Annotated in this window: 21 protein-coding genes; 11 read left to right on the top strand and 10 right to left on the bottom strand. The window is 72.6% G+C overall.

Annotated features, from left to right (window positions below):
• Positions 1-12: 12 nt before the first annotated feature.
• Genes FB388_RS15330 through FB388_RS15300 form a run of 7 tightly spaced genes read left to right on the top strand, consistent with a single transcriptional unit; the run spans position 13 to position 6,315 of the window.
• Positions 13-759, top strand: a complete 747-nt coding sequence (locus FB388_RS15330) for a helix-turn-helix transcriptional regulator (protein ID WP_142101496.1) — start codon at positions 13-15, stop codon at positions 757-759.
• Positions 756-2,183 carry a Fe-S cluster assembly protein SufB gene (gene sufB, locus FB388_RS15325; protein WP_142101494.1) on the top strand — a complete coding sequence of 476 codons (1,428 nt, stop codon included), beginning with the start codon at positions 756-758 and terminating at the stop codon, positions 2,181-2,183. The genes FB388_RS15330 and sufB overlap by 4 nt, the downstream gene beginning before the upstream one ends.
• The gene (gene sufD / locus FB388_RS15320) at positions 2,180-3,358 is read left to right on the top strand and encodes a Fe-S cluster assembly protein SufD (RefSeq protein ID WP_142101492.1); all 1,179 of its coding nucleotides are present in this window, start codon (positions 2,180-2,182) and stop codon (positions 3,356-3,358) included. The genes sufB and sufD overlap by 4 nt, the downstream gene beginning before the upstream one ends.
• Before the next feature lie 28 nt (positions 3,359-3,386).
• A complete protein-coding gene (sufC, locus tag FB388_RS15315) occupies positions 3,387-4,157 on the top strand; it encodes a Fe-S cluster assembly ATPase SufC (RefSeq protein ID WP_142101490.1) in 771 nt (256 codons plus the stop codon).
• A complete protein-coding gene (locus FB388_RS15310) occupies positions 4,157-5,449 on the top strand; it encodes a cysteine desulfurase (RefSeq protein ID WP_142101488.1) in 1,293 nt (430 codons plus the stop codon). Before sufC ends, FB388_RS15310 begins: the two co-directional genes overlap by 1 nt.
• A 3-nt stretch (positions 5,450-5,452) precedes the next feature.
• Positions 5,453-5,938, top strand: coding sequence for a Fe-S cluster assembly sulfur transfer protein SufU (gene sufU / locus FB388_RS15305; protein ID WP_142101486.1), 486 nt, complete (start codon positions 5,453-5,455; stop codon positions 5,936-5,938).
• Positions 5,935-6,315 carry a metal-sulfur cluster assembly factor gene (locus tag FB388_RS15300; RefSeq protein ID WP_142101484.1) on the top strand — a complete coding sequence of 127 codons (381 nt, stop codon included), beginning with the start codon at positions 5,935-5,937 and terminating at the stop codon, positions 6,313-6,315. The genes sufU and FB388_RS15300 overlap by 4 nt, the downstream gene beginning before the upstream one ends.
• Positions 6,316-6,395: 80 nt before the next feature.
• Here the strand turns inward: FB388_RS15300 and FB388_RS15295 are convergent, their stop codons facing one another.
• Positions 6,396-7,097, bottom strand: coding sequence for an aspartate/glutamate racemase family protein (locus tag FB388_RS15295; protein WP_142101482.1), 702 nt, complete (start codon positions 7,095-7,097; stop codon positions 6,396-6,398).
• 78 nt (positions 7,098-7,175) lie between these two features.
• Between FB388_RS15295 and FB388_RS15290 the strand changes: the two genes are divergently transcribed.
• A complete protein-coding gene (locus FB388_RS15290; protein ID WP_142101480.1) occupies positions 7,176-8,090 on the top strand; it encodes a LysR family transcriptional regulator in 915 nt (304 codons plus the stop codon).
• A gap of 33 nt (positions 8,091-8,123) precedes the next feature.
• On the opposite strand, the gene FB388_RS15285 is transcribed toward FB388_RS15290, so the two are convergent.
• From FB388_RS15285 to FB388_RS15270, 4 genes are all read right to left on the bottom strand, one after another.
• Complete coding sequence (locus FB388_RS15285) at positions 8,124-9,029, bottom strand: carbohydrate ABC transporter permease (RefSeq protein ID WP_142101478.1); 906 nt, start codon at positions 9,027-9,029, stop codon at positions 8,124-8,126.
• On the bottom strand, positions 9,026-9,943 hold the full coding sequence (locus FB388_RS15280) for a carbohydrate ABC transporter permease (protein WP_142101476.1): 918 nt from the start codon (positions 9,941-9,943) through the stop codon (positions 9,026-9,028). The genes FB388_RS15285 and FB388_RS15280 overlap by 4 nt, the downstream gene beginning before the upstream one ends.
• Entirely contained in the window at positions 9,940-11,199 is a 1,260-nt protein-coding gene (locus tag FB388_RS15275; RefSeq protein WP_211361929.1) for an extracellular solute-binding protein, read from the bottom strand. The genes FB388_RS15280 and FB388_RS15275 overlap by 4 nt, the downstream gene beginning before the upstream one ends.
• A gap of 188 nt (positions 11,200-11,387) precedes the next feature.
• Positions 11,388-14,432 (bottom strand): alpha-mannosidase, encoded by a 3,045-nt coding sequence (locus FB388_RS15270; protein ID WP_142101472.1) that lies wholly within the window; start codon positions 14,430-14,432, stop codon positions 11,388-11,390.
• Between the two features lie 147 nt (positions 14,433-14,579).
• Here FB388_RS15270 and FB388_RS15265 point away from each other — a divergent pair, with 147 nt between their 5' ends.
• Positions 14,580-15,734: a GntR family transcriptional regulator gene (locus FB388_RS15265; protein ID WP_170225619.1), complete on the top strand. Its 1,155-nt coding sequence runs from the start codon at positions 14,580-14,582 to the stop codon at positions 15,732-15,734.
• On the opposite strand, the gene FB388_RS15260 is transcribed toward FB388_RS15265, so the two are convergent.
• Positions 15,693-16,649, bottom strand: a complete 957-nt coding sequence (locus tag FB388_RS15260; RefSeq protein WP_142101468.1) for a helix-turn-helix transcriptional regulator — start codon at positions 16,647-16,649, stop codon at positions 15,693-15,695. The genes FB388_RS15265 and FB388_RS15260 overlap by 42 nt on opposite strands.
• A 62-nt stretch (positions 16,650-16,711) precedes the next feature.
• Between FB388_RS15260 and FB388_RS15255 the strand changes: the two genes are divergently transcribed.
• The gene (locus tag FB388_RS15255) at positions 16,712-17,284 is read left to right on the top strand and encodes a VOC family protein (RefSeq protein WP_142101466.1); all 573 of its coding nucleotides are present in this window, start codon (positions 16,712-16,714) and stop codon (positions 17,282-17,284) included.
• Positions 17,285-17,287: 3 nt separating this feature from the next.
• Here FB388_RS15255 and FB388_RS15250 read toward each other — a convergent pair whose 3' ends face one another.
• The 3 genes from FB388_RS15250 to FB388_RS15240 are packed head-to-tail and all read right to left on the bottom strand — an operon-like array spanning position 17,288 to position 19,985.
• Complete coding sequence (locus FB388_RS15250) at positions 17,288-18,280, bottom strand: adenylate/guanylate cyclase domain-containing protein (protein ID WP_142101464.1); 993 nt, start codon at positions 18,278-18,280, stop codon at positions 17,288-17,290.
• A 1-nt stretch (position 18,281) separates the two neighbouring features.
• Complete coding sequence (locus FB388_RS15245; protein ID WP_142101462.1) at positions 18,282-18,731, bottom strand: universal stress protein; 450 nt, start codon at positions 18,729-18,731, stop codon at positions 18,282-18,284.
• 36 nt (positions 18,732-18,767) lie between these two features.
• A complete protein-coding gene (locus FB388_RS15240) occupies positions 18,768-19,985 on the bottom strand; it encodes a lycopene cyclase family protein (protein ID WP_246121950.1) in 1,218 nt (405 codons plus the stop codon).
• Positions 19,986-20,117: 132 nt separating this feature from the next.
• On the opposite strand from FB388_RS15240, the gene FB388_RS15235 reads away from it, so the two are divergent.
• Positions 20,118-21,659, top strand: a complete 1,542-nt coding sequence (locus FB388_RS15235) for a deoxyguanosinetriphosphate triphosphohydrolase family protein (protein ID WP_425468542.1) — start codon at positions 20,118-20,120, stop codon at positions 21,657-21,659.
• Positions 21,660-21,820: 161 nt separating this feature from the next.
• Here FB388_RS15235 and FB388_RS15230 read toward each other — a convergent pair whose 3' ends face one another.
• Complete coding sequence (locus FB388_RS15230) at positions 21,821-22,615, bottom strand: SDR family oxidoreductase (protein WP_142101458.1); 795 nt, start codon at positions 22,613-22,615, stop codon at positions 21,821-21,823.
• Between the last annotated feature and the right edge of the window lie 52 nt (positions 22,616-22,667).

The raw sequence follows: 22,667 nt of genomic DNA, 5'->3' as shown, positions 1-22,667 counted from the left end.
AAGACTGGTGTTGTGAAAAGCGCCCGGCCCGCCGTGCCGGTCGACGTCCGCCCCCCGGAGGGCGCGTCGGCCGGTGAGGGCCGCACGCGCGAGGCCGTGGCCCGGCTGCTGATGGAGCAGGGTCCGATCACGGCGGCGGCGGTCGCCGCGGAGCTGGAGCTGTCGGCCGCGGCCGTCCGGCGCCACCTCGACGCGCTGATCGCCGACGGCGAGGCCGATGCCCGCGAGGCACCCCGGCGGGGCCCGCGCGGGCGGGGCCGCCCGGCTCGGCAGTACCTGCTCACCGACGCGGGCCGGGCCCGGTTCGGCCACGGCTACGACGAGCTGGCTGTTGCCGCGCTGCAGTACCTCGCGGAGCACGGCGGCGAGGCCGCGGTGCGCGGCTTCGCCCGCACCCGGGTCGACGCGCTGCTCGCGTCCGGGGCCCAGCAGGTCGCTGCGGCGTCCCGGCCCGACGCGAAGGCGGAAGCCCTCGCCGCGCTGCTCACGGCCCGCGGGTACGCGGCGCAGGCCCGCGAGTCGCGCACCGGCGTGCAGCTGTGCCAGCACCACTGTCCGGTGGCCCACGTCGCCGCGGCGTTCCCCGAGCTGTGCGAGGCCGAGACCCAGGCCTTCGCCGCCCTGCTCGGCACGCACGTGCAGCGGCTTGCCACCATCGCACGCGGCGACTCCGCGTGCACCACGCACGTTCCGTTGGACGCTCCCGACTTCCGGCGGAAGCACGAGCCCACCACAACCGTCCGCAGGGAGGACGCATGACCACCACTCCTGAGGCACTCACCCAGGAGGAGACGCTCGCGACACTCGGCCGCTACGACTTCGGCTGGGCAGATTCCGACGTCGCAGGCGCCTCCGCCCGCCGTGGGCTGTCGGCGGACGTCGTTGCCGACATCTCGCGGATGAAGAACGAGCCCAAGTGGATGCTCGACTTCCGGCTCAAGGCGCTCGACCTGTTCGAGCGCAAGCCGATGCCGCGCTGGGGTGCCGACCTGTCGGGCATCGACTTCGACAACATCAAGTACTTCGTGCGGTCCACCGAGAAGCAGGCCACCTCGTGGGAGGAGCTGCCGGAGGACATCAAGAACACCTACGACAGGCTGGGCATCCCCGAGGCGGAGAAGGCACGGCTGGTCGCGGGCGTCGCTGCGCAGTACGAGTCCGAGGTCGTCTACCACCAGATCCGCGAGGACCTGGAGCAGCAGGGCGTCATCTTCCTGGACACCGACACCGGCCTGCGCGAGCACCCGGAGCTGTTCAAGGAGTACTTCGGCTCGGTCATCCCGGCCGGTGACAACAAGTTCTCCGCACTCAACTCGGCGGTGTGGTCGGGCGGGTCGTTCATCTACGTGCCGCCGGGCGTGCACGTCGACATCCCGCTGCAGGCCTACTTCCGGATCAACACCGAGAACATGGGCCAGTTCGAGCGCACGCTGATCATCGTCGACGAGGGTGCCTACGTGCATTACGTCGAGGGCTGCACCGCGCCGATCTACAAGACCGACTCGCTGCACTCCGCGGTCGTCGAGATCGTCGTGAAGAAGGGCGGCCGCTGCCGCTACACGACCATCCAGAACTGGTCGAACAACGTCTACAACCTGGTGACGAAGCGGGCCAAGGCCGAAGAGGGCGCCACCATGGAGTGGGTCGACGGCAACCTGGGCTCCAAGGTCACCATGAAGTACCCGGCCGTCTGGCTGATGGGCGAGCACGCCAAGGGCGAGGTTCTCTCGATCGCGTTCGCGGGCGAGGGCCAGCACCAGGACGCGGGCGCGAAGATGGTGCACCTCGCACCGCACACGTCCTCGACGATCATCTCGAAGTCGGTGGCGCGCGGCGGCGGCCGTACGTCCTACCGCGGGCTCGTGCAGGTCAACCCGCGGGCCCACCACAGCCGCTCCACGGTGAAGTGCGACGCGCTGCTGGTCGACACGATCAGCCGCTCCGACACCTACCCGTACGTCGACGTCCGCACCGACGACGTCACGATGGGTCACGAGGCCACCGTGTCCAAGGTGAGCGACGACCAGCTCTTCTACCTGATGAGCCGGGGTCTCACCGAGGACGAGGCGATGGCCATGGTCGTGCGCGGGTTCGTCGAGCCCATCGCGCGCGAGCTCCCCATGGAGTACGCGCTGGAGCTGAACCGACTGATCGAGCTGCAGATGGAGGGCGCTGTCGGATGACGGCTCCAGAAGTTGCCGGCCTCGCACCCGAGCTGAAGGGCGCGAAGAAGGGCCAGGGTGAGGCGCCGATCGCATCGGCGATCGATCGCTTCACCTCCTACGACGTCGAGGCCTTCGAGGTGCCCGGCGGGCGCGAGGAGAACTGGCGGTTCACCCCGCTGCGCAGGCTGCGCGGCCTGCACGACGGCACCGCGTCGCTGGACACCGCCACCGATGTCGCGGTGTCCACCGTCGAGGGGGTCACGGTCGAGACCGTCGGCCGCGACGACCCGCGGCTCGGCGAGGGCGGCGTTCCCGCCGACCGGGTCGCCGCGGCGGCGTGGTCGGCGTTCCGCGAGGCCGTCGTCGTCACGGTCGACGGCACGCCGGGGCCGGTCACGATCACGGTCACCGGGCCGGGGGAGGGGCGCACCGCCGCGGGGCACCTGCAGCTGCGCACCACCCGGCACACGCAGGCCACCGTCGTGATCGAGCACCGCGGGTCGGGCACGGTCGCCGACAACCTGGAGGTCGTGCTCGCCGACGGGTCGCGACTGGACCTCGTCGTCACCGACGAGTGGGCCGACGACGCCGTGCACGTGGGCGCGCGCCACTACTCGGTGGGCCGCGACGCAACGCTGCGCTCCACGTCGGTGTCGCTCGGCGGCGACCTGGTGCGCGTCAGCGAGACCGTCTCCTACGCGGGTCCCGGCGGCGACGCCGAGCTGCGCGGCCTCGGCTACGCCGACGCCGGCCAGCACCTGGAGCAGCGCCTGCTGGTCGACCACTCGGTGCCGCACTGCCGCTCCGACGTGCTGTACAAGAACGCGCTGCAGGGCGACGGGGCGCACACCGTCTGGATCGGTGACGTCGTGATCCGGGCCGCTGCCGAGGCCACGGAGACGTTCGAGTTCAACCGCAACCTCGTGCTCACCGAGCGCGCCCGCGCCGACTCCGTGCCCAACCTGGAGATCGAGACCGGTGAGATCGCCGGCGCCGGTCACGCCAGCGCCACCGGCCGGTTCGACGACGAGCAGCTGTTCTACCTGCAGAGCCGCGGCATCCCCGAGGACGTCGCGCGCCGGCTGGTCGTCCGCGGCTTCTTCGGCGAGATCCTGTCCAAGATCACCCTGCCGGAGTTGCGCGAGCGCCTCGAAGCGGCCATCGAGGCCGAGCTCGCAGTGACCGGCGCCTGACCCCACCACCACGGAGCGTTCACAGAACATGTCCACCCTGGAGATCAAGGACCTGCACGTCTCGGTCGCGACCGACGACGGCGCCAAGGAGATCCTTAAGGGCGTCGACCTCACGGTCCGCACCGGCGAGACCCACGCGATCATGGGCCCCAACGGGTCCGGCAAGTCCACGCTCGCCTACGCGATCGCCGGCCACCCGAAGTACCAGATCGCCTCGGGCAGCGTCACGCTCGACGGCCAGGACCTCCTGGAGCTCCCCGTCGACGAGCGCGCCCGCGCGGGCCTCTTCCTCGCCATGCAGTACCCGGTCGAGGTGCCCGGCGTGTCGATGGCCAACTTCCTGCGTTCGGCGGCCACGGCCGTCCGCGGCGAGGCCCCGAAGCTGCGCACCTGGGTCAAGGAGGTCAAGGGCGCGATGGCCGACCTCGACATCGACCCGGACTTCGCGGAGCGCTCGGTCAACGAGGGCTTCTCCGGCGGCGAGAAGAAGCGCCACGAGGTGCTGCAGCTCGCGCTGCTCAAGCCGAAGTTCGCCATCCTCGACGAGACCGACTCCGGCCTCGACGTCGATGCGCTGCGCGTCGTGTCCGAGGGCGTCAACCGCTACCGCGAGGGCGCCGACACCGGCGTGCTGCTGATCACGCACTACACCCGGATCCTGCAGCACATCCGCCCCGACCGCGTGCACGTGTTCGCCGGTGGGCGGGTCGTCGAGTCCGGCGGCCCCGAGCTCGCCGACGAGCTGGAGCGCAGCGGGTACGTGCGGTTCACGGGTGGGAAGGCCGAGGCGGCGGTCTGATGACCGCGCTCGAGGCTCCTCAGCTCGCGGGGCTGGATGTCGGGAAGCTCAGGGCGGACTTCCCGATCCTCACCCGCACGGTCCGCGACGGGCGGCCCCTCGTCTACCTCGACTCGGGCGCCACCTCCCACCGTCCCCGGCAGGTGCTCGACGCCGAGCGGACGTTCCTGGAGCAGCACAACGGTGCTGTGCACCGCGGCGCCCACCAACTCGCCGAGGAAGCCACCGACGCCTACGAGTCGGCGCGGTCGCGGATCGCCGCGTTCGTCGGCGCCGACCCGGGCGAGGTGGTGTTCACCAAGAACACCACCGAGGCGATCAACCTCGTCGCGTACGCGATGAGCAACTCGTCGGTGCGCACCGGCCTCGGCCCGGAGACCGAGCGGTTCGCGCTCGGGCCCGGCGACGAGATCGTGATCACGGAGCTGGAGCACCACGCCAACCTCGTGCCGTGGCAGGAGCTGTGCCGGCGCACCGGCGCCACCCTGCGCTGGTACTCCGTCGACGACGAGGGCCGGCTCGACCTCGACTCGATCGAGCTGACCGAACGCACCAAGCTGGTGGCGTTCGCCCACCAGTCCAACGTGCTCGGCACCGTCCTGCCGGTCGCGGAGCTGGTGCGGCGCGCGCAGGCGGTCGGTGCGCTCACGCTGCTCGACGCGGCCCAGTCCGTGCCGCACATGCCCGTGCACCTGACCAACCTGGGCATCGACTTCGCCGCGTTCTCCGGCCACAAGATGCTCGGCCCGTCCGGCATCGGCGTGCTGTACGGGCGCGCGGAGCTGCTCGCCGCGATGCCGCCGTTCCTCACCGGCGGGTCGATGATCGAGCTGGTGCGGATGGAGGGCTCCACCTACGCCCCGCCGCCGCAGCGGTTCGAGGCGGGTGTGCCGATGACGTCCCAGGCCGTCGGCCTCGGTGCCGCCGTCGACTACCTGTCCGCCGTCGGCATGGACCGCGTGCACGCCCACGAGCTCGCGCTCGCCCGTGCGACGCTCGACGGGCTCGCCGAGGTCCCCGGCGTGCGGGTCGTCGGACCCCGCTCCCTCGAGGAGCGCGGCGGCACGGTCGCGTTCGTCGTCGACGGCATCCACGCCCACGACGTCGGCCAGGTGCTCGACGACCGCGGTGTCGCCGTACGGGTGGGACACCACTGCGCGTGGCCGTTGCACCGGCGGTTCGGCGTGGCGGCCACCGTGCGCGCGTCGTTCGCGGTGTACAACACCCCCGACGAGGTCGGCGCGCTGATCGACGGTGTGCGTGCGGCCCGCGAGTTCTTCGGGGTGAGCTGACGGATGCAGCTGGAGCAGATGTACCAGGAGATCATCCTGGACCACTACCGGTCGCCGCACGGCGCCGGCCTGCGCGAACCGTTCGACGCCGAGTCCTTCCAGATCAATCCGACCTGCGGCGACGAGATCACGCTCCGGGTCAAGCTGGACGGCGAGAAGGTCACCGACGTCTCCTACGAGACCCTCGGCTGCTCGATCAGCCAGGCCTCGGCATCGGTGCTGACCGACCTCGTGGTCGGCCGGTCGGTCGCGGAGTCGCGCGAGGTCCTCGCCGCGTTCCAGGAGATGGCGCAGGGCCGCGGCCAGGTCGAACCGGACGAGGACGTGCTCGGTGACGGCGTCGCGTTCGCCGGCGTGGCCCGCTACCCGGCGCGCGTGAAGTGCGCACTGCTCGGGTGGATGGCGTTCAAGGACGCCGTGGCTCGTGCCGAGACCGGTCCCCAGAACGGCGCGGCGGGTACCGTCGAGCCGGAGGAGGCACACACATGAGTGAGACGGACGAGGTCGTGCGCGGCGCGGCCGGGATGCCCGAACCGCCGGCACCGCCTTCCGGTGAGGTCTCGATCGACGACCTCGAGGAGGCCATGAAGGACGTGGTCGACCCCGAGCTGGGCATCAACGTCGTCGACCTCGGCCTCGTGTACGGCATCCAGGCGGAGAACGGCGTCGCCACCATCGACATGACGCTCACGTCCGCGGCCTGCCCGCTGACCGACGTCATCGAGGAGCAGGCCAGGGGTGCCCTCATCGGGCCGGGCCTGGTGGACGACATCAAGATCAACTGGGTCTGGATGCCGCCATGGGGCCCCGACAAGATCACGGACGAGGGCCGGGAGCAGCTCCGCGCCCTCGGCTTCCGCGTCTGAGCCACTTCGCACACCGAGCCCTCACCTCGCACAAGGCCCGCCCTGTGCGGAGTGGGGGCTCGGTGTGCGAAGTCGGTTGATCACGTCGCCAGTGCCGCATCGGCCGCGGCCCGCGCGTGGGTGCGGGCCGTCGCGATCAGCGGGACCTCCGCCGTCGTGATCGCCAGTTCCAGCTCCGTGCAGGCCAGCGCCACCGCCTCGGCGCCGTCCTCGGCGAGCGCCTCGACGGCCGCTCGCAGGTCGGCCTGGGACTCCGGGCGGACCTCGCCCACCGTCAGCTCCCCGAAGATGATCTCGTCGAGCCGGGCGCGGGTCTGCGCCCCTGGCACCAGTGCCTCGACACCGTGCCGGGCCAGCCGCTCGGCGTAGAAGCGTTCTGCCAGGACCGCGCCGGCGCCGAGCAGGCCGATCCGCCGCGCGCCCAGCCGCACCGCCTCCTGGCCCACCGCGTCCGCGATGTGCAGGAACGGCGCTGTGACAGGCAAGGCTGCGATCGCCTCCTCGATCGCTCCCGCCGCCTTGTGCATGAGGTTCGTCGCGAGCACGACCACCTCGGCCCCGGCACCGACGAGGCCGGCGGCGCTCGCTCCCATGATCTTCCCGGCCCGCTCCCAGTCGCCGTCGATCTGGCACTGCCTGATCTCGGCGAAGTCGAGGGAGTGCACCAGCAGGTCGGCGCTGTGGTGCCCGCCCAGCCGCTCCTGCACCCGCTCGTTGATCACCCGGTAGTACTCCGCCGTCGAGTACCAGCTCATCCCGCCGATGACACCGATCCGCTTCATGCGATCCATCGTGCGGCCGACCCGGAGCCATAGGAAGCCGTGTTCTCCTTGCAGGATCCATCGGCCATGCTTATGGCCATGGACCCGAGGCGGCTGATCACCTTCCGCGCGGTCGTGCGCGCCGGCTCGATCAGCGCGGGCGCGCGGGAGCTGGGCTGGACGCAACCCGCGGTGAGCCAGCAGCTCGCCGGGCTGGAGCGCGAGGCGGGTACACCGCTGCTGGTTCGCGGCCCGACCGGCGTCGTTCCGACCGAGGCGGGGGCGGCGGTACTCCGCCACGCCGACGCCGTCGACGCCGCGCTGCGCTCCGCCCGCGAGGAGATCGACGAGCTGGTCGGGCTGCGCCGGGGGACCGTGCGGATGGCGGCGTTCCCCTCAGCAGCGGCGGTCGTCGTCCCAGCGGTCGCCGCTGAGCTGCGCGAACGCGGAACCGGCGTGCAGCTGCGGGTGGAGGAGGCCGAGCCGCCGGAGGCCGCCGCTCTCGTGCGGTCCAACGCGGTGCACCTCGCACTGGCGTTCCGCTACCCGGGGCAGGGGGACGAGCCGGACCTCGCCTGGCTGCCGCTCACCGAGGACCCGGTACGGATCGTGCTCCCGGCCGCGCACCCCGGCGTCGAGAACCTCGCCGACCTGCGCGACGAGGCGTGGGCAGCGGGGTGCGAGCGCTGCCGCGCCAACCTCCTCGCCGCGTGCGCGGCAGCCGGCTTCACCCCGGACATCCGGCACGTCACCGACGACTACGTCGCCGTGCAGGCGCTCGTCGCCCGCGGGCTCGCGGTGTCGTTGCTGCCGGAGATGGCGCTGCGCGCCACCACCTTCGACGGCGTGCGCGCCCACCCCGACCCCGCGCTCGCCCCGCGAACGGTCGGCGTGCTCCACCGCCCCGGGGTCGAACGGGTGCCGGCGGTCGGGGCGGTGCTGGCTGCGCTGGCCGGAGGCCCTTCCGGCGCGCCAGGTCCAGGAAAGCCACGTTCAGGGCCTGCAAAGCCCTGAACGTGGCTTTCCTGAACTCCCGCCGGCCGGCTCTCAGCCCTTCACCGCTCCGCCGAACGCGAAGGCGCCGCCCAGGCGGCGCGACAGCACGAGGTACAGCAGCAGCGCGGGTAGCGAGTAGATCACCGAGTACGCCGCGAGCTGGCCGTAGACCACCTGGCCGTACTGGCTGAAGAACGTGAAGATGCTGACCGACGCCGGCAGGTTGTCGTTGGACAGCAGCAGGATGAAGGGGACGAAGAAGTTCCCCCACAGGTGGATGAAGGTGTAGATCGCCACCACCGACATCCCCGGCCACATCAGCGGCAGCACGATCCTGCGCAGCGCCTGCATCGGGGAGGCGCCGTCGGTCCAGGCGGCCTCCTCGAGCTCGATCGGCACGGCGTCCATGAAGTTCTTCGTGAGCCAGATCGAGATCGGCAGCGAGGTGGTCGCCATGAACAGGATCGTGCCCAGGTAGGTGTCGATGAGATCGACCTGCACGAACATGCCGTACACCGGCACCATGATCGCGGTGATCGGGAGACCGGTCGTGAAGAGGATCGTGAGCATGAACGGTCGCTTGTACCGGCTCTGGTAGCGCGAGAGCGGGTACGCCGCCAGCACCGAGGCGGCGATCGTGATGATCGTGGCGCCGCCGCAGAGGATGAACCCGTTGAGCATCGGCCGGTAGGTCGTGTCGGTGTTGAGCACGGCCTCGAAGTTGCCGAGCGACCACGGCTGCGGCCAGGACACCGACAGGCCCGCCGACTCGTCGAACGCGGCCAGTACGACCCACAGCAGGGGCACCACGAAGCAGGCCGCGATCAGCAGCAGGACGAGGTTGACGACGCCCTTGCCGACCACGTGGGACGAGCGGCGGCCGCGTGCGGCCCGGCGAGCGCCGGCGAGGGCCGGCGCCGCAGGGGGAGCGGGTACCGCGGGCGATTCGGTCGTCATGTCATGCTCTCCCCGAGTCGCAGGGCACGCAGGTAGATCAGCGAGAAGACCCCGCCGATGAGCAGCAGGACCAGCGCCAGCGCGGTGCCGTAGCCGAGGTCGGAGAACTGGAAGGCCTGCACGTAGGCGTAGATCGGCAGGGTGGCGCTCTGGTTGCTGGGACCGCCGCGGGTCATCGTCCAGATCAGGCCGAACACCGAGAGCGTCTGCAGCGTGATGAGCATGAGGTTGGTCGCGATCGACCGGCGCACCATCGGCAGCGTCACCGAGAAGAGCCTGCGCGCGGGGCCCGCCCCGTCGACGGTGGCGGCCTCCTCGATCTCCTTCGGCACCTCCGACAGCGCGGCGGAGTACACGAGCATCGAGAACGCGGTGCCGCGCCAGACGTTGGCGATCGAGACGGCCAGGATCGGCGCGGTGTAGAGCCAGTTCTGCGGCGGTAGGCCCACGGCGCCGAGCATCTCGTTGAGCGAGCCGCCGTCGCCGAGCAGAGCCATCCACAGGTAGCCGGCCACCACCTCGGGCAGCACCCACGCCCCGATCACGATCGCGCTGACGACCGCGCGCACCACCCGGTGCCCGGAACGCATCAGCAGGGCGAGCACCATCCCGAGCACGTTCTGGCCGATGATCGCGGACAGCACCGTGAAGACCACGGTGAGGAACACGGACTGGTGGAACTCGGCGCTCGTGAACGCCCGCGTGAAGTTCTCGAACCCGACGAAGTCCGCCCCGGACGCGCCGGTCAGGGCCATGTCGGTGAACGCCGCCCACACGCAGTACACGACCGGCCAGGCGAGGAACGCCCCGAGCAGGAAGACGGCGGGTGCCAGTGGCAGGCCGCGCATCAGAGCAACGGGCGCCGGGGCGCGGCGGGTGCCGCCGCGCCCCGGGCCGACCGTGAGGGTGCTCATGAACCCGCTGCCGCGACGACCGCGTCGCCTGCGATGGTCCGAACCTGGTTGTCGTAGTGGCCGGCCGCCGTCGCGACGTCGGCCGATCCCGTGATCACGGACTCCGTGGCGACCTGGATCTCGTTGGAGATGCGCGGGTACACCGCGTACGCCGGCCGGTAGGTCGTGATCGGCACGAGCGAGGCGAAGAACTCGTTGGACGGGTTGGCCTGCGCGTAGGTCGGGTCGGCCGTGACGTCCTTGCGAACCGGGATCTGCACCTCGTCGATCGCGAACTTCAGCTGGTGCGCCTTGTCGTTCAGCAACCTGCTGAACTCCCAGGCCGCGTCGGGGTTGTCGGCGTTCTGCGGGATGGCCCACGTCCAGCCGCCCGACATGCTCACCTTGCCCGGCGCCTGGCCGTCCTTCGTCGGCATGGCCGTCCAGCCCATGACGGTGTTCCACTGCGGCCAGGGGTTCGCGCCGCTCTCCAGCCAGTTGTTCGACAGCCACGAGCCCTCGACGGCGATCGCGACCCCACCCTTGGGGATCAGCTCCTGGGCGACGGTGTCGTTCCAGTTCGGGTTCAGCACCTGCTGCGGGGTCGCGCCGAGACCTTCGGAGTAGACGGTCTGGAGGAACTGCAGGGCGTCCTTGAACCCCTGGCTGCCGACCACCCACTTCTGGCTGGCGTGGTCGTACAGGGTGTCGCCGGTGCCGTAGAGCAGCATCTCGAAGCCCTGCATCGAAGCCGCCTCACCCAGCGGCGTGCCCGCGTAGATGCTGAGCGGGATGACGTCGGGTACGGCCGCCTTGATCGCCCGGGCCGCCGTCAGGAGGTCGTTCCAGGTGGTCGGCTGCCACTCGGCGGGCAGTCCCGCGCGCGCGAGGATCTCCTTGTTGAACCAGATCCCCCGGGTGTCGGTGCCGGTCGGGATGCCGTACGTCTTGCCGTCGAGCGCCCGGCCGGCGGCTTTGGCGGTGTCGACGAAGTTGTTCCACTCCGGCCACGCGGAGATGTACTCGTCGAGGGGACGCAGGTAGCCGGCCTCGATGTCGGAGTTGATGAGGAAGGTGTCCTCGTAGACGAGGTCCGGCGACGTGCGCGGGGAGCGCATCTGCAGCTGCAGCTTCGTGGAGTAGTCGTCGTTGGACGCCACGATGGGCTGGAGGTCGATCGTGGTGCCCGCGTGCGCCTGCTCGAACTCGGCCTTGGCGTCCTTGAGGAAGTTCTCCATCACGCGGTCGTTGCCGAACTGCCGGAAGGTGACCGTCACGGTCGACCCTTCGGACTCACCGCCACCGCCGCACGCGGCGAGCACCGCGGTCATGAGACCTGCCGCGGCCAGCGCACCCGCCGCACGCCATCGCCGTCTTCCACTGGTTGCCACTGGGTTCCTCGACACCGCGCTACTCGACACCGGGCTACCTCCGTCTTCCCGCCGTTGGTGATGACGTCCGGGCGTCATTGCTGATCCCCGCCCGGGAGGGAGAACCTCAGGGTCACGACCTGGAACGGTCGCAGGGTTAGATCGACCGGGCCACCGGCGGACGTGTGCCCGCCGCCGATGGGTCGTTCGAGCAGGTCGGTCTCGGTGCACGCCGTTGCGGCGAAGCCGACGTCCAGCCGCACCGCCGCCCGCGCGCCGACGGCCTCGTAGAGGCGCACGACCACATCGCCGGACGCGTCGTCGGCCAGCTTCACCGCCGAGATCACCACGCCGTCGTGGTCGGCCAGTACGAGGGGTTGCACCTCGGCGTCGCCCGGCACCCGCCGCTCGGGCACGTTGAGCCGGTAGCCCTCGCGCGTGGCGTCGGCGAGATCGGCGCCCGGGACGAGGGCGAAGCGCATCCGGTGCACGCCCTGGTCGGTCTCCGGGTCCGGGTACCGCGGCGCGCGCAGCAGTGACAGGCGCACGGTCGTGGTCGTGCCGCCATCGGACCGGATGTCGCGGGTGACGTCGTGCCCGTACGTCGAGTCGTTCACCAGCGCGACACCGAAGCCGGGCTCGCCGACGTGCAGGTAGCGGTGCGCGCAGATCTCGTACTTGGCGGCCTCCCAGCTCGTGTTGGTGTCGGTCGCCCGGTACACGTAGCCGAACTGGGTCTCCGCCGCCGACCGCTCCGCGCGCAGGTCGAGGGGGAACGCCACCTTGAGGAACGTCTCGGCCTCGTGCCAGTCGACCTCGGTGTCGAGGTCGACGCGGCCCGCCCCCGGCGGCAGGGAGATCACCTGCGTCACCCGGGAGCGGCCGAACCGCCGCACCACCCGCACGGCGGCGTCCCCCTCCGGTTCGAGGGTCTCGATCTCGGTCAGGTCGGTGACGGTGCGCCGGTAGGCGTGGTCGACGTCCCACGCGTCGTACTGCGCGGGCAGGTCCGGGTGCAGCTGCAGCAGGTTGCCCGGGCTGCCGGGGGCGATGGTCTCCCGCCCGGTCGCTACGTCGACGACGGACACGAGCAGCCCGCGCGCGTCGACGGTGGCCCGGACGAGACCGTTGTCCAGGACGTACCCGCCGTCGGCGGCCGCCGACCTGCTTGCAGGGTCGGCCATCAGCACTGTGCGGGTGGCCGGAGCAGGGGGTGTCGGCCGGGCCGCCCCGCGGGCCGGAACCCCGGCGCGCGGGTGCGGGGCCGCGTTGAACACGACCTCGCCGCCGGACCTGCCGTCGCCGGCGAGCGCTCGCTGCGCCGCGCCGATGATCTCCTCGAGCTCGGCGGCCAGCCGGGCGTAGGTCTCCCGGCTCTCGCGGTGCACCCAGGCGATCGACGACCTGGGCAGGATGTCGTGGAACTGGTGCAGCAGCACCGACTTCCAGATCCGGTCGAGGTCCTCGTACGGGTACGGGTGCCCGGTGCGCACGGCGGCGGTGGCCGCCCACAGCTCGGCCTCGTACAGCAGGTGCTCGCTGCGGCGGTTGCCCTGCTTGTTGCCGGCCTGGCTGGTGTAGGTGCCGCGGTGGGTCTCCAGGTACAGCTCACCGACCCAGACCGGCGCCTCCGGGTAGTCGTCGAAGGCCTTCGCGAAGAACCGGGCGGGGTGCTCGACCTCGACCCGCGGCGACCCCTCCAGGTCGCGCAGCCGCGCGGCCCGCGCCAGCATCTCGCGGGTGGGCCCGCCGCCGCCGTCGCCGTGCCCGAACGGCACCAGTGACCGGTTGGCCAGGCCCTTGTCGGCGAAGTTGCGCACGAGGTGGGCCATCTCGGCGCCGGAGAGCGTTGCGTTGTAGGTGTCCACCGGCGGGAAGTGGGTGAAGACGCGGGTGCCGTCGAGGCCCTCCCACCAGAACGTGTGGTGCGGGAAGCGGTTGAAGTGGCTCCACGAGATCTTCTGGGTGAGGAACCAGCGGGAACCCGACAGGCGCACGAGCTGGGGGAGCGCGCCGCTGTAGCCGAAGGAGTCGGGCAGCCACACCTCCTCGGTCTCCACGCCGAGCTTGTCGAGGAAGAACCGCTTGCCGTGCACGAACTGGCGGGCCAATGCCTCCCCGCCGGGCATGTTGGTGTCGGACTCCACCCACATGCCGCCCACCGGCACGAACTGGCCCTCCGCCACCTTCTTGCGCATCCGCTCCCACACGTCGGGGCGGTGCTCCTCCATCCACGCCCACTGCTGGGCCGAGGACATCGCGAAGACGAAGTCCGGGTCGTCGTCCATCAGGGTCAGGACGTTCGACGCGGTGCGCGCCACCTTGCGGACGGTCTCGCGCAGCGGCCACAGCCACGCGGAGTCGATGTGGGCGTGCCCGACGGCGCTCACCCGGTGGGCGCTCGCGGTGGCGGGGACGGCGAGCGCGGGCGCGAGCGCCGCGCGGACGGCGGCCGCGGAGCCGGAGACGTCCTGGAGGTCGAGGACGTCGAAGGCGCCCTGCAGGGTGCGCAGGATGTTCCAGCGGCGGGGGTCGCCGACCGACAGCTCGTGCATGAGCTCGGTGAGCACCTCGACGTCCTGCACGAGCTCCCACACCGGCTCGTCGAACACGGCGAGGACGACCCGGCGCAGGTGGTACAGGGTGTCCGGGCCGGCCGTGCCGACCTCGCCGAGCGGCGTGCCCACGCCCTCGACGAGCGGGTTGGCCGCCGCCTCGACGTAGAGGTCGACGGGCTCCCCACCCTGGGCGCTGCCGGCGATCCGCAGCCAGGTGTTGGTCGGGTTGAGCCCCTTGACGGCGGTGCCGTCGGGGCGGTGGACGAGCGCCTCGGCGGAGAACCCGGGGCGGTCGACGGCGAACCCGAGGTCGATCACGGCCTCGACGGTGCGGCCGGCCCATTCGGCCGGGACCGACCCCGTCAGGTGGAACCAGCTCGTGCCCCACGCCGGGCCCCACGCCTCTCCCACCCCGGCCGGGCGGAAGGGCGCCTGGAGCGCCTCGGCGACGGCCACCGGCTCGCCGGGCGCGTGCCAGATCTCGACGCCGAGGGGGACGGCCGAGCCGTGGACCGCCGGTCGCAGCCGCTCGCGCAGGATGCGCTCGATGCGCCGCTCGATCAGGACGCGGTCGTCGTGCATGCAGGGACTCCTCGTCGAGCCTTTTTAATCCATCGTGTGGAGCAGGAACCTAGATTCAACGCTTTAATGCGTCAATACTGAGCGCCGTCCGGCGACGAGGAGGACGTGCGAGGGATGGCATCTGGGACGGGTGAGCCGCCTTCCGGCGTGGCTTTGTTCGCGTGGGTCAAGCAGGAGCTGCTCGACGCGATCAGCCGTGGCGAGTTCTCCCCGGACGAGCCGTTCATCACCCAGCGGGAGATCGTCGAACGCTTCGGGGTGTCCACGACCACCGCGGTCCGGGCGCTGAACGAGCTGGTCACCGACGGGGTGGTGGTCCGCCGCCGCGGCCGGGGAACGTTCGTGGCCGAGCGCGGCACCTCCCGCCTTCCCGCGCCGTCGGGGCCGCCTGCCATCGCCTACGTCAGCCCGGATCGCCGCGCCGGTGTGCACGACGCCGAGCTCCTCTCGGGGCTGTCGGTCGAGACCGCGGCGCTGGGCTACCAGCTCATGGTCGCCCACACCCGCAGCCGGGCCCACGAGGAGCAGGTGCTGCGCGCGATCGCGGCGGGACGGGCGCAGGCCGTCGTGCTGTTCGCGCACGACCGGTCCACCGCGGCGGGGGTGGTGGAGGAGCTGCGGCGCGCCGGAGTCGTGTCGGTGCTGGTCGACCGGTACCTCCCGAGCCTCCCCACGGACGCGGTGCTCTTCGACGACTTCGCCGTCGGCTACGACGTCACCACGGCGATGATCGACCGCGGGCACCGGTCGATGGGCGTGCTGTGGAGCGAGACCGACGTGACGAGCGTGCGGGACCGGCTCGCAGGCCACCGGCGCGCGCTGCGCGACCGCGGGCTGCCCGAGCTGCCGGAGCGGTCGGCGCTGCGCCCCTTCTCGCGCCTCGACCCGGCGGGCCGGCAGCGCAGGCTGCGTGCGCTCCTGGAGTCGGGCGAGCCGCTCACGGCGCTGCTGTTCGGCAACGCGCCCACGCTCGCGATCGCCGTGTCCGACCTGCTGGCGATGGACGTCGGCGTCCCGGGCTCGATGGAGCTGGCGAGCATGGACCAGTCCATCCCCGACGCGGTCTCCCCGCTGTCGGTGGTCTCGGCCCGGTTGCCGACCCGGGAGATGGGCAGGCGGGCGGCGCGCCTGGTGCACGAACGCCTGCAGGGCTCCGCGGAGCCGGCCCGTCACATCGTGCTGCCGGCCGAGCTGCAGGTGGCGGCGCCGGGGCGGAACACCCTGGTCGTGAGCGGCGCGGAGGGCGTCGGCGTGCGTATGTCAGGCGGTGGCGCGCCCGAGGCGTCCGGCCAGCGTGCGTAGGTGCTCGCGCAGCTCGGGCGGCTCGTGCACCTCGAACTCGCAGTCCAGCCGCAGCAGCGCGAACGCCAGCCATTCCAGGGTGTCGGTGTGGCTGCGCAGCCGGCAGGTGCCCTCGTCGATCGGTTCGAGGTCGGCGGGCGCGTACCCGAGCCGGCCGCGCACCTGCTCGATGGGGGCGTGCAGCGTGGCGACCGCGGAGTGGACGGGCACGCCCGAGTACAGCTTGTCGGTGACGTAGGCGGCGGCGTCGGGAGCGGGCAGCTCCCGTGGAGCCGCCCGCGCTCCGGTCGGCTGCGGACCGTCGATCCGGTCGACGCGGAAGATCCGCCAGCCGTCGCGGTCGAGGTCGTAGGCCACGAGGTACCAGCGCCGCCCGGCTGGGACGAGCCGGTGCGGCTCGACGTGCCGCCTCGACCCGGCCCCGTCGGCCGCGGTGTAGCGCAGCCGCACCCGCTCGCGGTTGGTGATCGCGGCGGCGAGCGCCGTGAGGTGCGCCGGGTCGACGGGGGTGGCGTATGCGTCCGGCGCGGGCACGGTGGCGGCGCCGAGCGCGCTCACCCGGTACCGCAGGCGGGACGGCAGCACCTGCTCCAGCTTGGCGAGCGCGCGGACCGCGGCCTCGTCGATGCCGGTGACGGCCTGGCCCGCGGCGGTGCGCAGCCCCACGGCGATGGCGACCGCCTCCTCGTCGTCCAGCAGGAGCGGCGGCATCGCGGCGCCCGCGACGAGGCGGTAGCCGCCGAGGGCGCCCATGGTGGCCTCGACCGGGTAGCCGAGGTCGCGCAGGCGGTCGATGTCACGGCGCACCGTGCGCAGGCTCACCTCGAGCCGCCGGGCCAGCTCGCTGCCGGGCCACTCGCGCGGCGTCTGCAGGAGCGAGAGCAGGGTGAGGAGGCGGGCCGGGGTGTCGCTCACGGAGGAAGAATGCCAGCAATGTGTGCCAAGACCTGACCTACACGCCACCTAGCGTTCGCGGCATGACCGAAGCGACCAACCCCGTCCCCGACGGCTACACCACCGTCACGCCGTGGATGATCTCGAAGGACACCGCGGGCCTCATCGAGTTCCTGGAGCAGGCGTTCGGCGCCGAGGAGCTGGCCAGGGTGGAGAACCCGAACGGACCCGGCATCGGCCACGCCGAGGTCCGCATCGGGAACGCCGTCGTGATGCTGTTCGACGTGCTGAGCCCCGAGTGGCCCCACACCCCGGCCTTCCTGCGGCTCTACCTGCCCGACGGCGACGCGGCCTACCAGCGGGCCGTGGACGCGGGTGCGACCCCGCTGCACCGGATGACCGAGATGTTCTGGGGCGACCGCGTGGGCCGCGTCCGCGACCCGTTCGGCAACGTCTACTGGATCCAGACGCGGGTGGCCGAGCTGGAGCCGGACGAGATCGCGCGCCGGATGGTGCAGCCGGAGTTCGTCGCGGCGATGGAGTACATGCAGACCGGTGAGCTGGTGCTCGGCGTCTTCGACGTCCCCGCGAAGGCCACCGGCGGCGACGAGCCGGTGCCCGAGCTGGTGGTCTCGCACGTCACCGGCAGGCCCTGACCGTCAGACCGCCGCGCCTCGTTCCAGCCGCCACGGATGCAGGTGCCGGTAGCCGCGCACGGCCACCGAGCGCAGGGGCCGCAGGGCGAATCGCGGGTCGCCTGCGAGGGCCTCGGCCACGCCGCGGTCGGAAAGCACGCTGCCGGGACGGGCGTGCGCGGTGAGCCTGGCCGCGATGTTGACGATCTCACCGTAGACGTCGCCGTAGCGCACCAGCACCGGGCCCGCGGCCAGCCCGATCCGCAGCTCGGGCAGCGCGGGCTCGGCGCGCACGCGGTCCTGCAGGGCGAGCGCGATGGCCGCGCCGTCCGCGACGTCGTCGGCGACGAAGAGCACCTCGTCGCCGACCGTCTTGACGATCCGCCCGTGCCCGTCGGCGATCACCTCGGTGGTGGTCGAGCCGAAGCGCTCGATCATCTCGCTCAGCTCGGCCGTCGAGCGGCGGCGGGTGGTGCGGGTGAAGCCAACCATGTCGGCGAAGCCGACGACGAGCGGCCAGGTGCCGTCCTCGTCGCCTGCGCCCGCCGCCACGACCATCCGGCGGACGGCCGCTGCGAGGTGCCGGCGCCACACGTAGCTCTGCAGCTCCTCCAGAGCGGGCAGGACGGCGGCGGCGATCTCGCGCGAACCCTGCGGCGTGACCTCGCCGCCCTGCCCCTCCATCACGCGCACGAGCATCCCGACCTGCCACTCCGCGAGCCCCGACAGCGACTGGGCCATCGCCCGCGCCACGGCCTCGCGCACGTCGGGGGCGAGCACCCCGGCGTCGGTGAGCCGGCTCATCAGGCGGACGGCGTCGAGGTCGCGCTCGGTGAAGAGGACCTCGTCGTCGCCCGCCTCGGCGAAACCGAGCGCGCGCCACAGCCGCCGCCCGGTCTCGAGGTCGATCTCGGCGCCCTCGATGACCTCCCGGCGCGTGTAGCGCCTCGGCGCGCCGAGGATGAGCTCCTCGAGGGCGTCCTCGGGCCGGGTCTCCGGAGTGCTCTCGGCGCTCACGTCACGTCGTGTGGGCGATCAGCACGTCGATGCCGGCGCGGCGCGCCACGTCGGACGGGACCGAGCCGAGCAGCCGCCCGCTGAGCGTGTTGAGGCCCCGGTTGCCGACCACGAGCAGGTCGGCGCCGACGTCGCGCACCGCCTTGCGCAGCACGTCGACGGGCGGGCCGTCGACGGCGAGCGTCCGGACGTTGCGCGCGCCCGCTGCGGTGGCGCGCTCCTCGGCTGAGCGCAGGGTCTCCTCGGCCGGTGTCCAGCCGACCACGAGGTAGGCCTCGTCCTTGAGGGCGTCCTCGGCCTCTGCCGTGTCCTCCCGGGACGGGGGCGTGAAGGCGCAGACGATGACGAGCTCGGCGCCGGTGTCGGCGGCGACGGCGGCGGCGCGGTCGACGGCGTTGAACGACGTGGCGGAGCCGTCGGTACCGACGACGATCGTGCGGTAGGCGGGCATGCGAGGCCTCCGGCATCGGGGAACGTGGGCAGGAGGTTACCGCTGGTAGTGACGAGGCCGCGCAGGCCACCACCCCCTGGTCGGGGGAAGCACCGCTGGTGCGATCAGCCGAGCGCGCATCCGCCAGCCGGCCCGCGCGTAGAGGGAGCGCATGGTGGCAGCGGTGCCGGGGACGTCGGCGCGTTCCGCCAGGTAGCACCAGCGGTGCCGGGCCGGCAGCGCAAAGAACGTCTCGAAGAAGGCCGGTACCTCGGCGGGCGGCATCCGCAGCAGCGCCTCGAGCCCGATCCGGCGGAACCGGTGCACGGCACCCGACCCGGGCGGCCAGACGGCCGACCGAGCGGCTGCGAGCGCCCCGGTGGACCCGGCCGGCAGGTGCGCGGCGATCGCGTCGGCGACGGCCGGCGCGAGCCGCAGCGACGTGGCCACGGAGAACCCGCTCGCCGGATGCACGAGTGGGGCCGCGGCGCCGAAGGCGAGCACCCCCGGGGTGCGGTGGCGCGGCGAGTCGACCGGGAACCGGACGGACTCGGTGGCCGCGCCGCCGGGCACGGCGATCCCGTGCCGGGCTAGCCGCGCCTGCAGCCGCCTGCGCAGCACCGGCAGCGGCAGGCCGGGCCTGCGGGCGAGCGAGGTCTCCTCCAGCAGCACGGCGCCGCCGCCGAGCGGGACGGCGTAGAGGAAGGTGGGCCAGCCGTCCTCACCGTGGTCCGGGCGCCAGTCCATGAACAGCGCCTCATCGGGCGCGACCAGCGGCGCGGCCACCGCCTCGTCGACGACCACGCCCGCAGCCGTCTGCTCGGCGGCGGGCCGGCGCCGCCCGGGACCGGCGCGCAAGGGTTGGCGGTGCCCGCCCGCGTCCACGACGACCGCGGCCCGCAGCTCGTTCCCACCGGCCAGCCGGACGGCGCCGGACGCCCACCCGGCGGCACGGTCCCGGCGGATCCGTACCCCGTGCCGAGCCAGCTCGCCGTCCAGGTGGGCGCGCAGCGCGGGGACGTCCAGAACGGCGTACTCCCAGCCCAGCTCGTGCTCGGAGAGCGCGATCGCCCGCCCCGTGGCCCGGGCCGCGATCACCGACGGCGGGAGCGTCGCCGGCAGCTCGGCGGCCCAGCTGCCGTAGGTGGCCCGCCACGGCGCATGGGGCGCCGGGTCGACGAGCACCGTTCGCAACCCGCGCTCCGCGACCGCGGCGGCGAGGGCCCGTCCCGCCGGACCGGCGCCGACGACGAGCACGTCGGGATCGGAGTGCACGCGGAGCATCCTGCCCGCCGGGGGCTTCGGCGAAGTTCAGGAAAGCCACTTTGCTGTCCTGCAAGGCCCGGAAAGTGGCTTTCCTGAACCTCCCTGCGGGGTCTGCCGGACCCGGCGCACTAGCCTGCGGCTGTGGCGGATCACTCCGTGCTCGACCAACCCCTCCGCCCGTCCGCGCGTGCGGCACGGCGCTCCGGGGTGGGGGAGACCGGGGCCGGCCTGGCCGCGAGCCCGTTCCGGGTGGACCGCGACCGCATCGCGGCGTCGCCGTACTTCGCCCGCCTCGCCGGCGTGACCCAGGTGGTGAGCCCGACCGGCAGTGGCCTGCTGCTGCACAACCGGCTCACCCACAGCCTGCAGGTCGCACAGGTGGCCAGGGCGATCGCGGAGCGGCTCACCGCCGAGCACGGCCCGTTCCTCGACGGCCTCGGCGGCTGCGACCCGGACGTCGTCGAGGCGGCCGCGCTGGCCCACGACCTGGGGCACCCGCCGTTCGGGCACCTCGGAGAGCAGGTCCTTGACCGGCTCGGCCGCGAGCGGCTCGGGCTGCCCGACGGGTTCGAGGGCAACGCGCAGAGCTTCCGTGTGATCACCACCATCGACCTGCACGGCCCCGGCGGCGCGGGGCTCGACCTCACCGCGGCCGTCCGGGCGGCCGTGCTCAAGTACCCGTGGGCCCGCCGTGGCCACCCGGATCCGCATCCGAGCACGGCGCCGACCCCGCCGCGCGGCGCGGGCCCGCTGCCCGGCGCGCCCGAGGCCGGGTCGGCGAAGTTCTCGGCCTACCTCACCGAGCTCGACGACCTGGTCGACAGCCGCGACGCGGTCGCAGGCGCGGTCGGGCACTGGCAGCAGACCGTCGAGGCCGCGGTGATGGACACCGCCGACGACGTCGCGTACGCGATCCACGACCTGGAGGACTTCCACCGGGTCGGCGTGCTCGCCCAGCCGGGCGTCGCGGCCGAGCTGGGCGGCTGGCTGCGCGACCGCACCGGCCTCGCAGCGGCCGACCCGTCCGCGCTCGGGCCGCTGCGCCCGGGCACCGACCTGGAGCGGCTGCGCAGGCGGCTGCACGCGAAGGACGCGTGGGCCTTCGACGACGAGGCGTTCGCCGCCGCCGTCGCCGTGGTGCGCGAGGAGCTGGCGGACGGGCTGCTCGCCGTGCCGTTCGACGGGTCGATGGCCGCGGAGCGGGCCGTCGCGGAGTTCTCGGCGCGGTGGACGGCCCGGCTCGTGGCCGGCGTGCGGGTGCTGCCCAACCCGCCGGTGCGGGCCGCGCCGGTCGCCCTCGCCACGGCGCAGTGGCACGAAGTGGCTGTGCTGAAGTTCGTGCACCACCGGTTCGTGCTGCGGCGTGCCGACCTCGCGTCCCACCAGCGCGGCCAGGCGACGGTGCTGACCGGGCTGGTCGGCGCGCTCGCCGACTGGCTCACGGGCGACGACGAGGTCCGCCTCCCGCCCCGGCTGCACGACCTGGTGGCGCTCGCCCACGAGGAGTACCGCGGGCTCGCCTCGGAGGACCGGCTCGGCCCCGACCCCGATGTGGACGCCCTGGCGCGGGGCAGGGCCGTGGTCGACTACGTCGCCTCGCTCACCGACGGGCAGGCCGGCGCGCTGCTCGACGTGCTCACCGGCCGTTCCGCGCGGCTGTGGGTGGACGCGGTGGTGCTCTAGGAGCGCCCTGAACAACTCAGACCTACTGCGCGGCGCCCAGGCGGCGCCCTCGCCGCGTTGGACGATCGCACCGATACAACAGCGGTATCGGCCCGATCGTCCGCCTTGCGAGGACACCACCTGGACGCAGCTCGCTACGGCCTGAGTTGTTCAGGACCCTCCTAGGCGGATCCGAGGGAACCGGTCGCGAGGATGCCCCCGTCCACGCGGACCGTCTCGCCGGTGATCCAGGACGCGGCGTCCGAGACGAGGAACGCGACCAGGCGGGCCACGTCCTCGGGCGTGCCGAGGCGCTTCATGGGGTAGGCGTCGGCGACCTTCTCCTCGTCGTGGGCGTAGAGGGCGGTGGCGAACTTCGTCTTCACCACCGCAGGCGCCACCGCGTTGACGCGGATCGACGGGCCGAGCTGCCACGCCAGCTCCTCGGTGAGCCGGATGAGCGCTGCCTTCGACGCCCCGTACGCGGGGATCACGCCAGAGGAGCGGATGCCGGCCACCGAGGCGAGGTTGACGATCGCGCCGCCGTGCTCGCGCATCCACGCCGCGTAGGCGAGCTGCACGAACCCGAGCGCCGCGACGACGTTGGTGTCGAAGGTCTTGCGGACGGCGTCGAGGTCGGCGTCCATGAGAGGGCCGTAGGTCGGGTTGATGCCCGTGTTGTTGACGAGGATCGTGAGGTTGCCGAACGTCTCGACGGTGCGGGCGACGGCCTCCTCACGCGCCTCGGCGGACCCGGCGTTGCCCGGGAGGGCGAGCACCCGGGACGGGTCGGCGCCCGCCGCCAGCTGCTCGGCGGCCGCGGCGAGCTCGTCCGGCTTGCGTGCGGTGATCGTCACCGAGGCGCCCATGGCGAGCAGCTCGCGCGCGATGGCGAAGCCGATGCCGCGGCTCGCGCCGGTGACGATGGCGCCGCGACCGGCAAGATCATGAACGCTGTCGGCGGTGACGTCGGTCATGCAGGCGACCCTACTGCCCGAATTCGTTCGACCCGGCCGGTACTCTAGAAGG

The organism is Pseudonocardia cypriaca (assembly GCF_006717045.1).
GTDB lineage: Bacteria > Actinomycetota > Actinomycetes > Mycobacteriales > Pseudonocardiaceae > Pseudonocardia > Pseudonocardia cypriaca.
The sequence above is the reverse complement of the archived record's forward strand: the minus strand, read 5'-3'. Positions and strand labels throughout refer to the sequence as shown.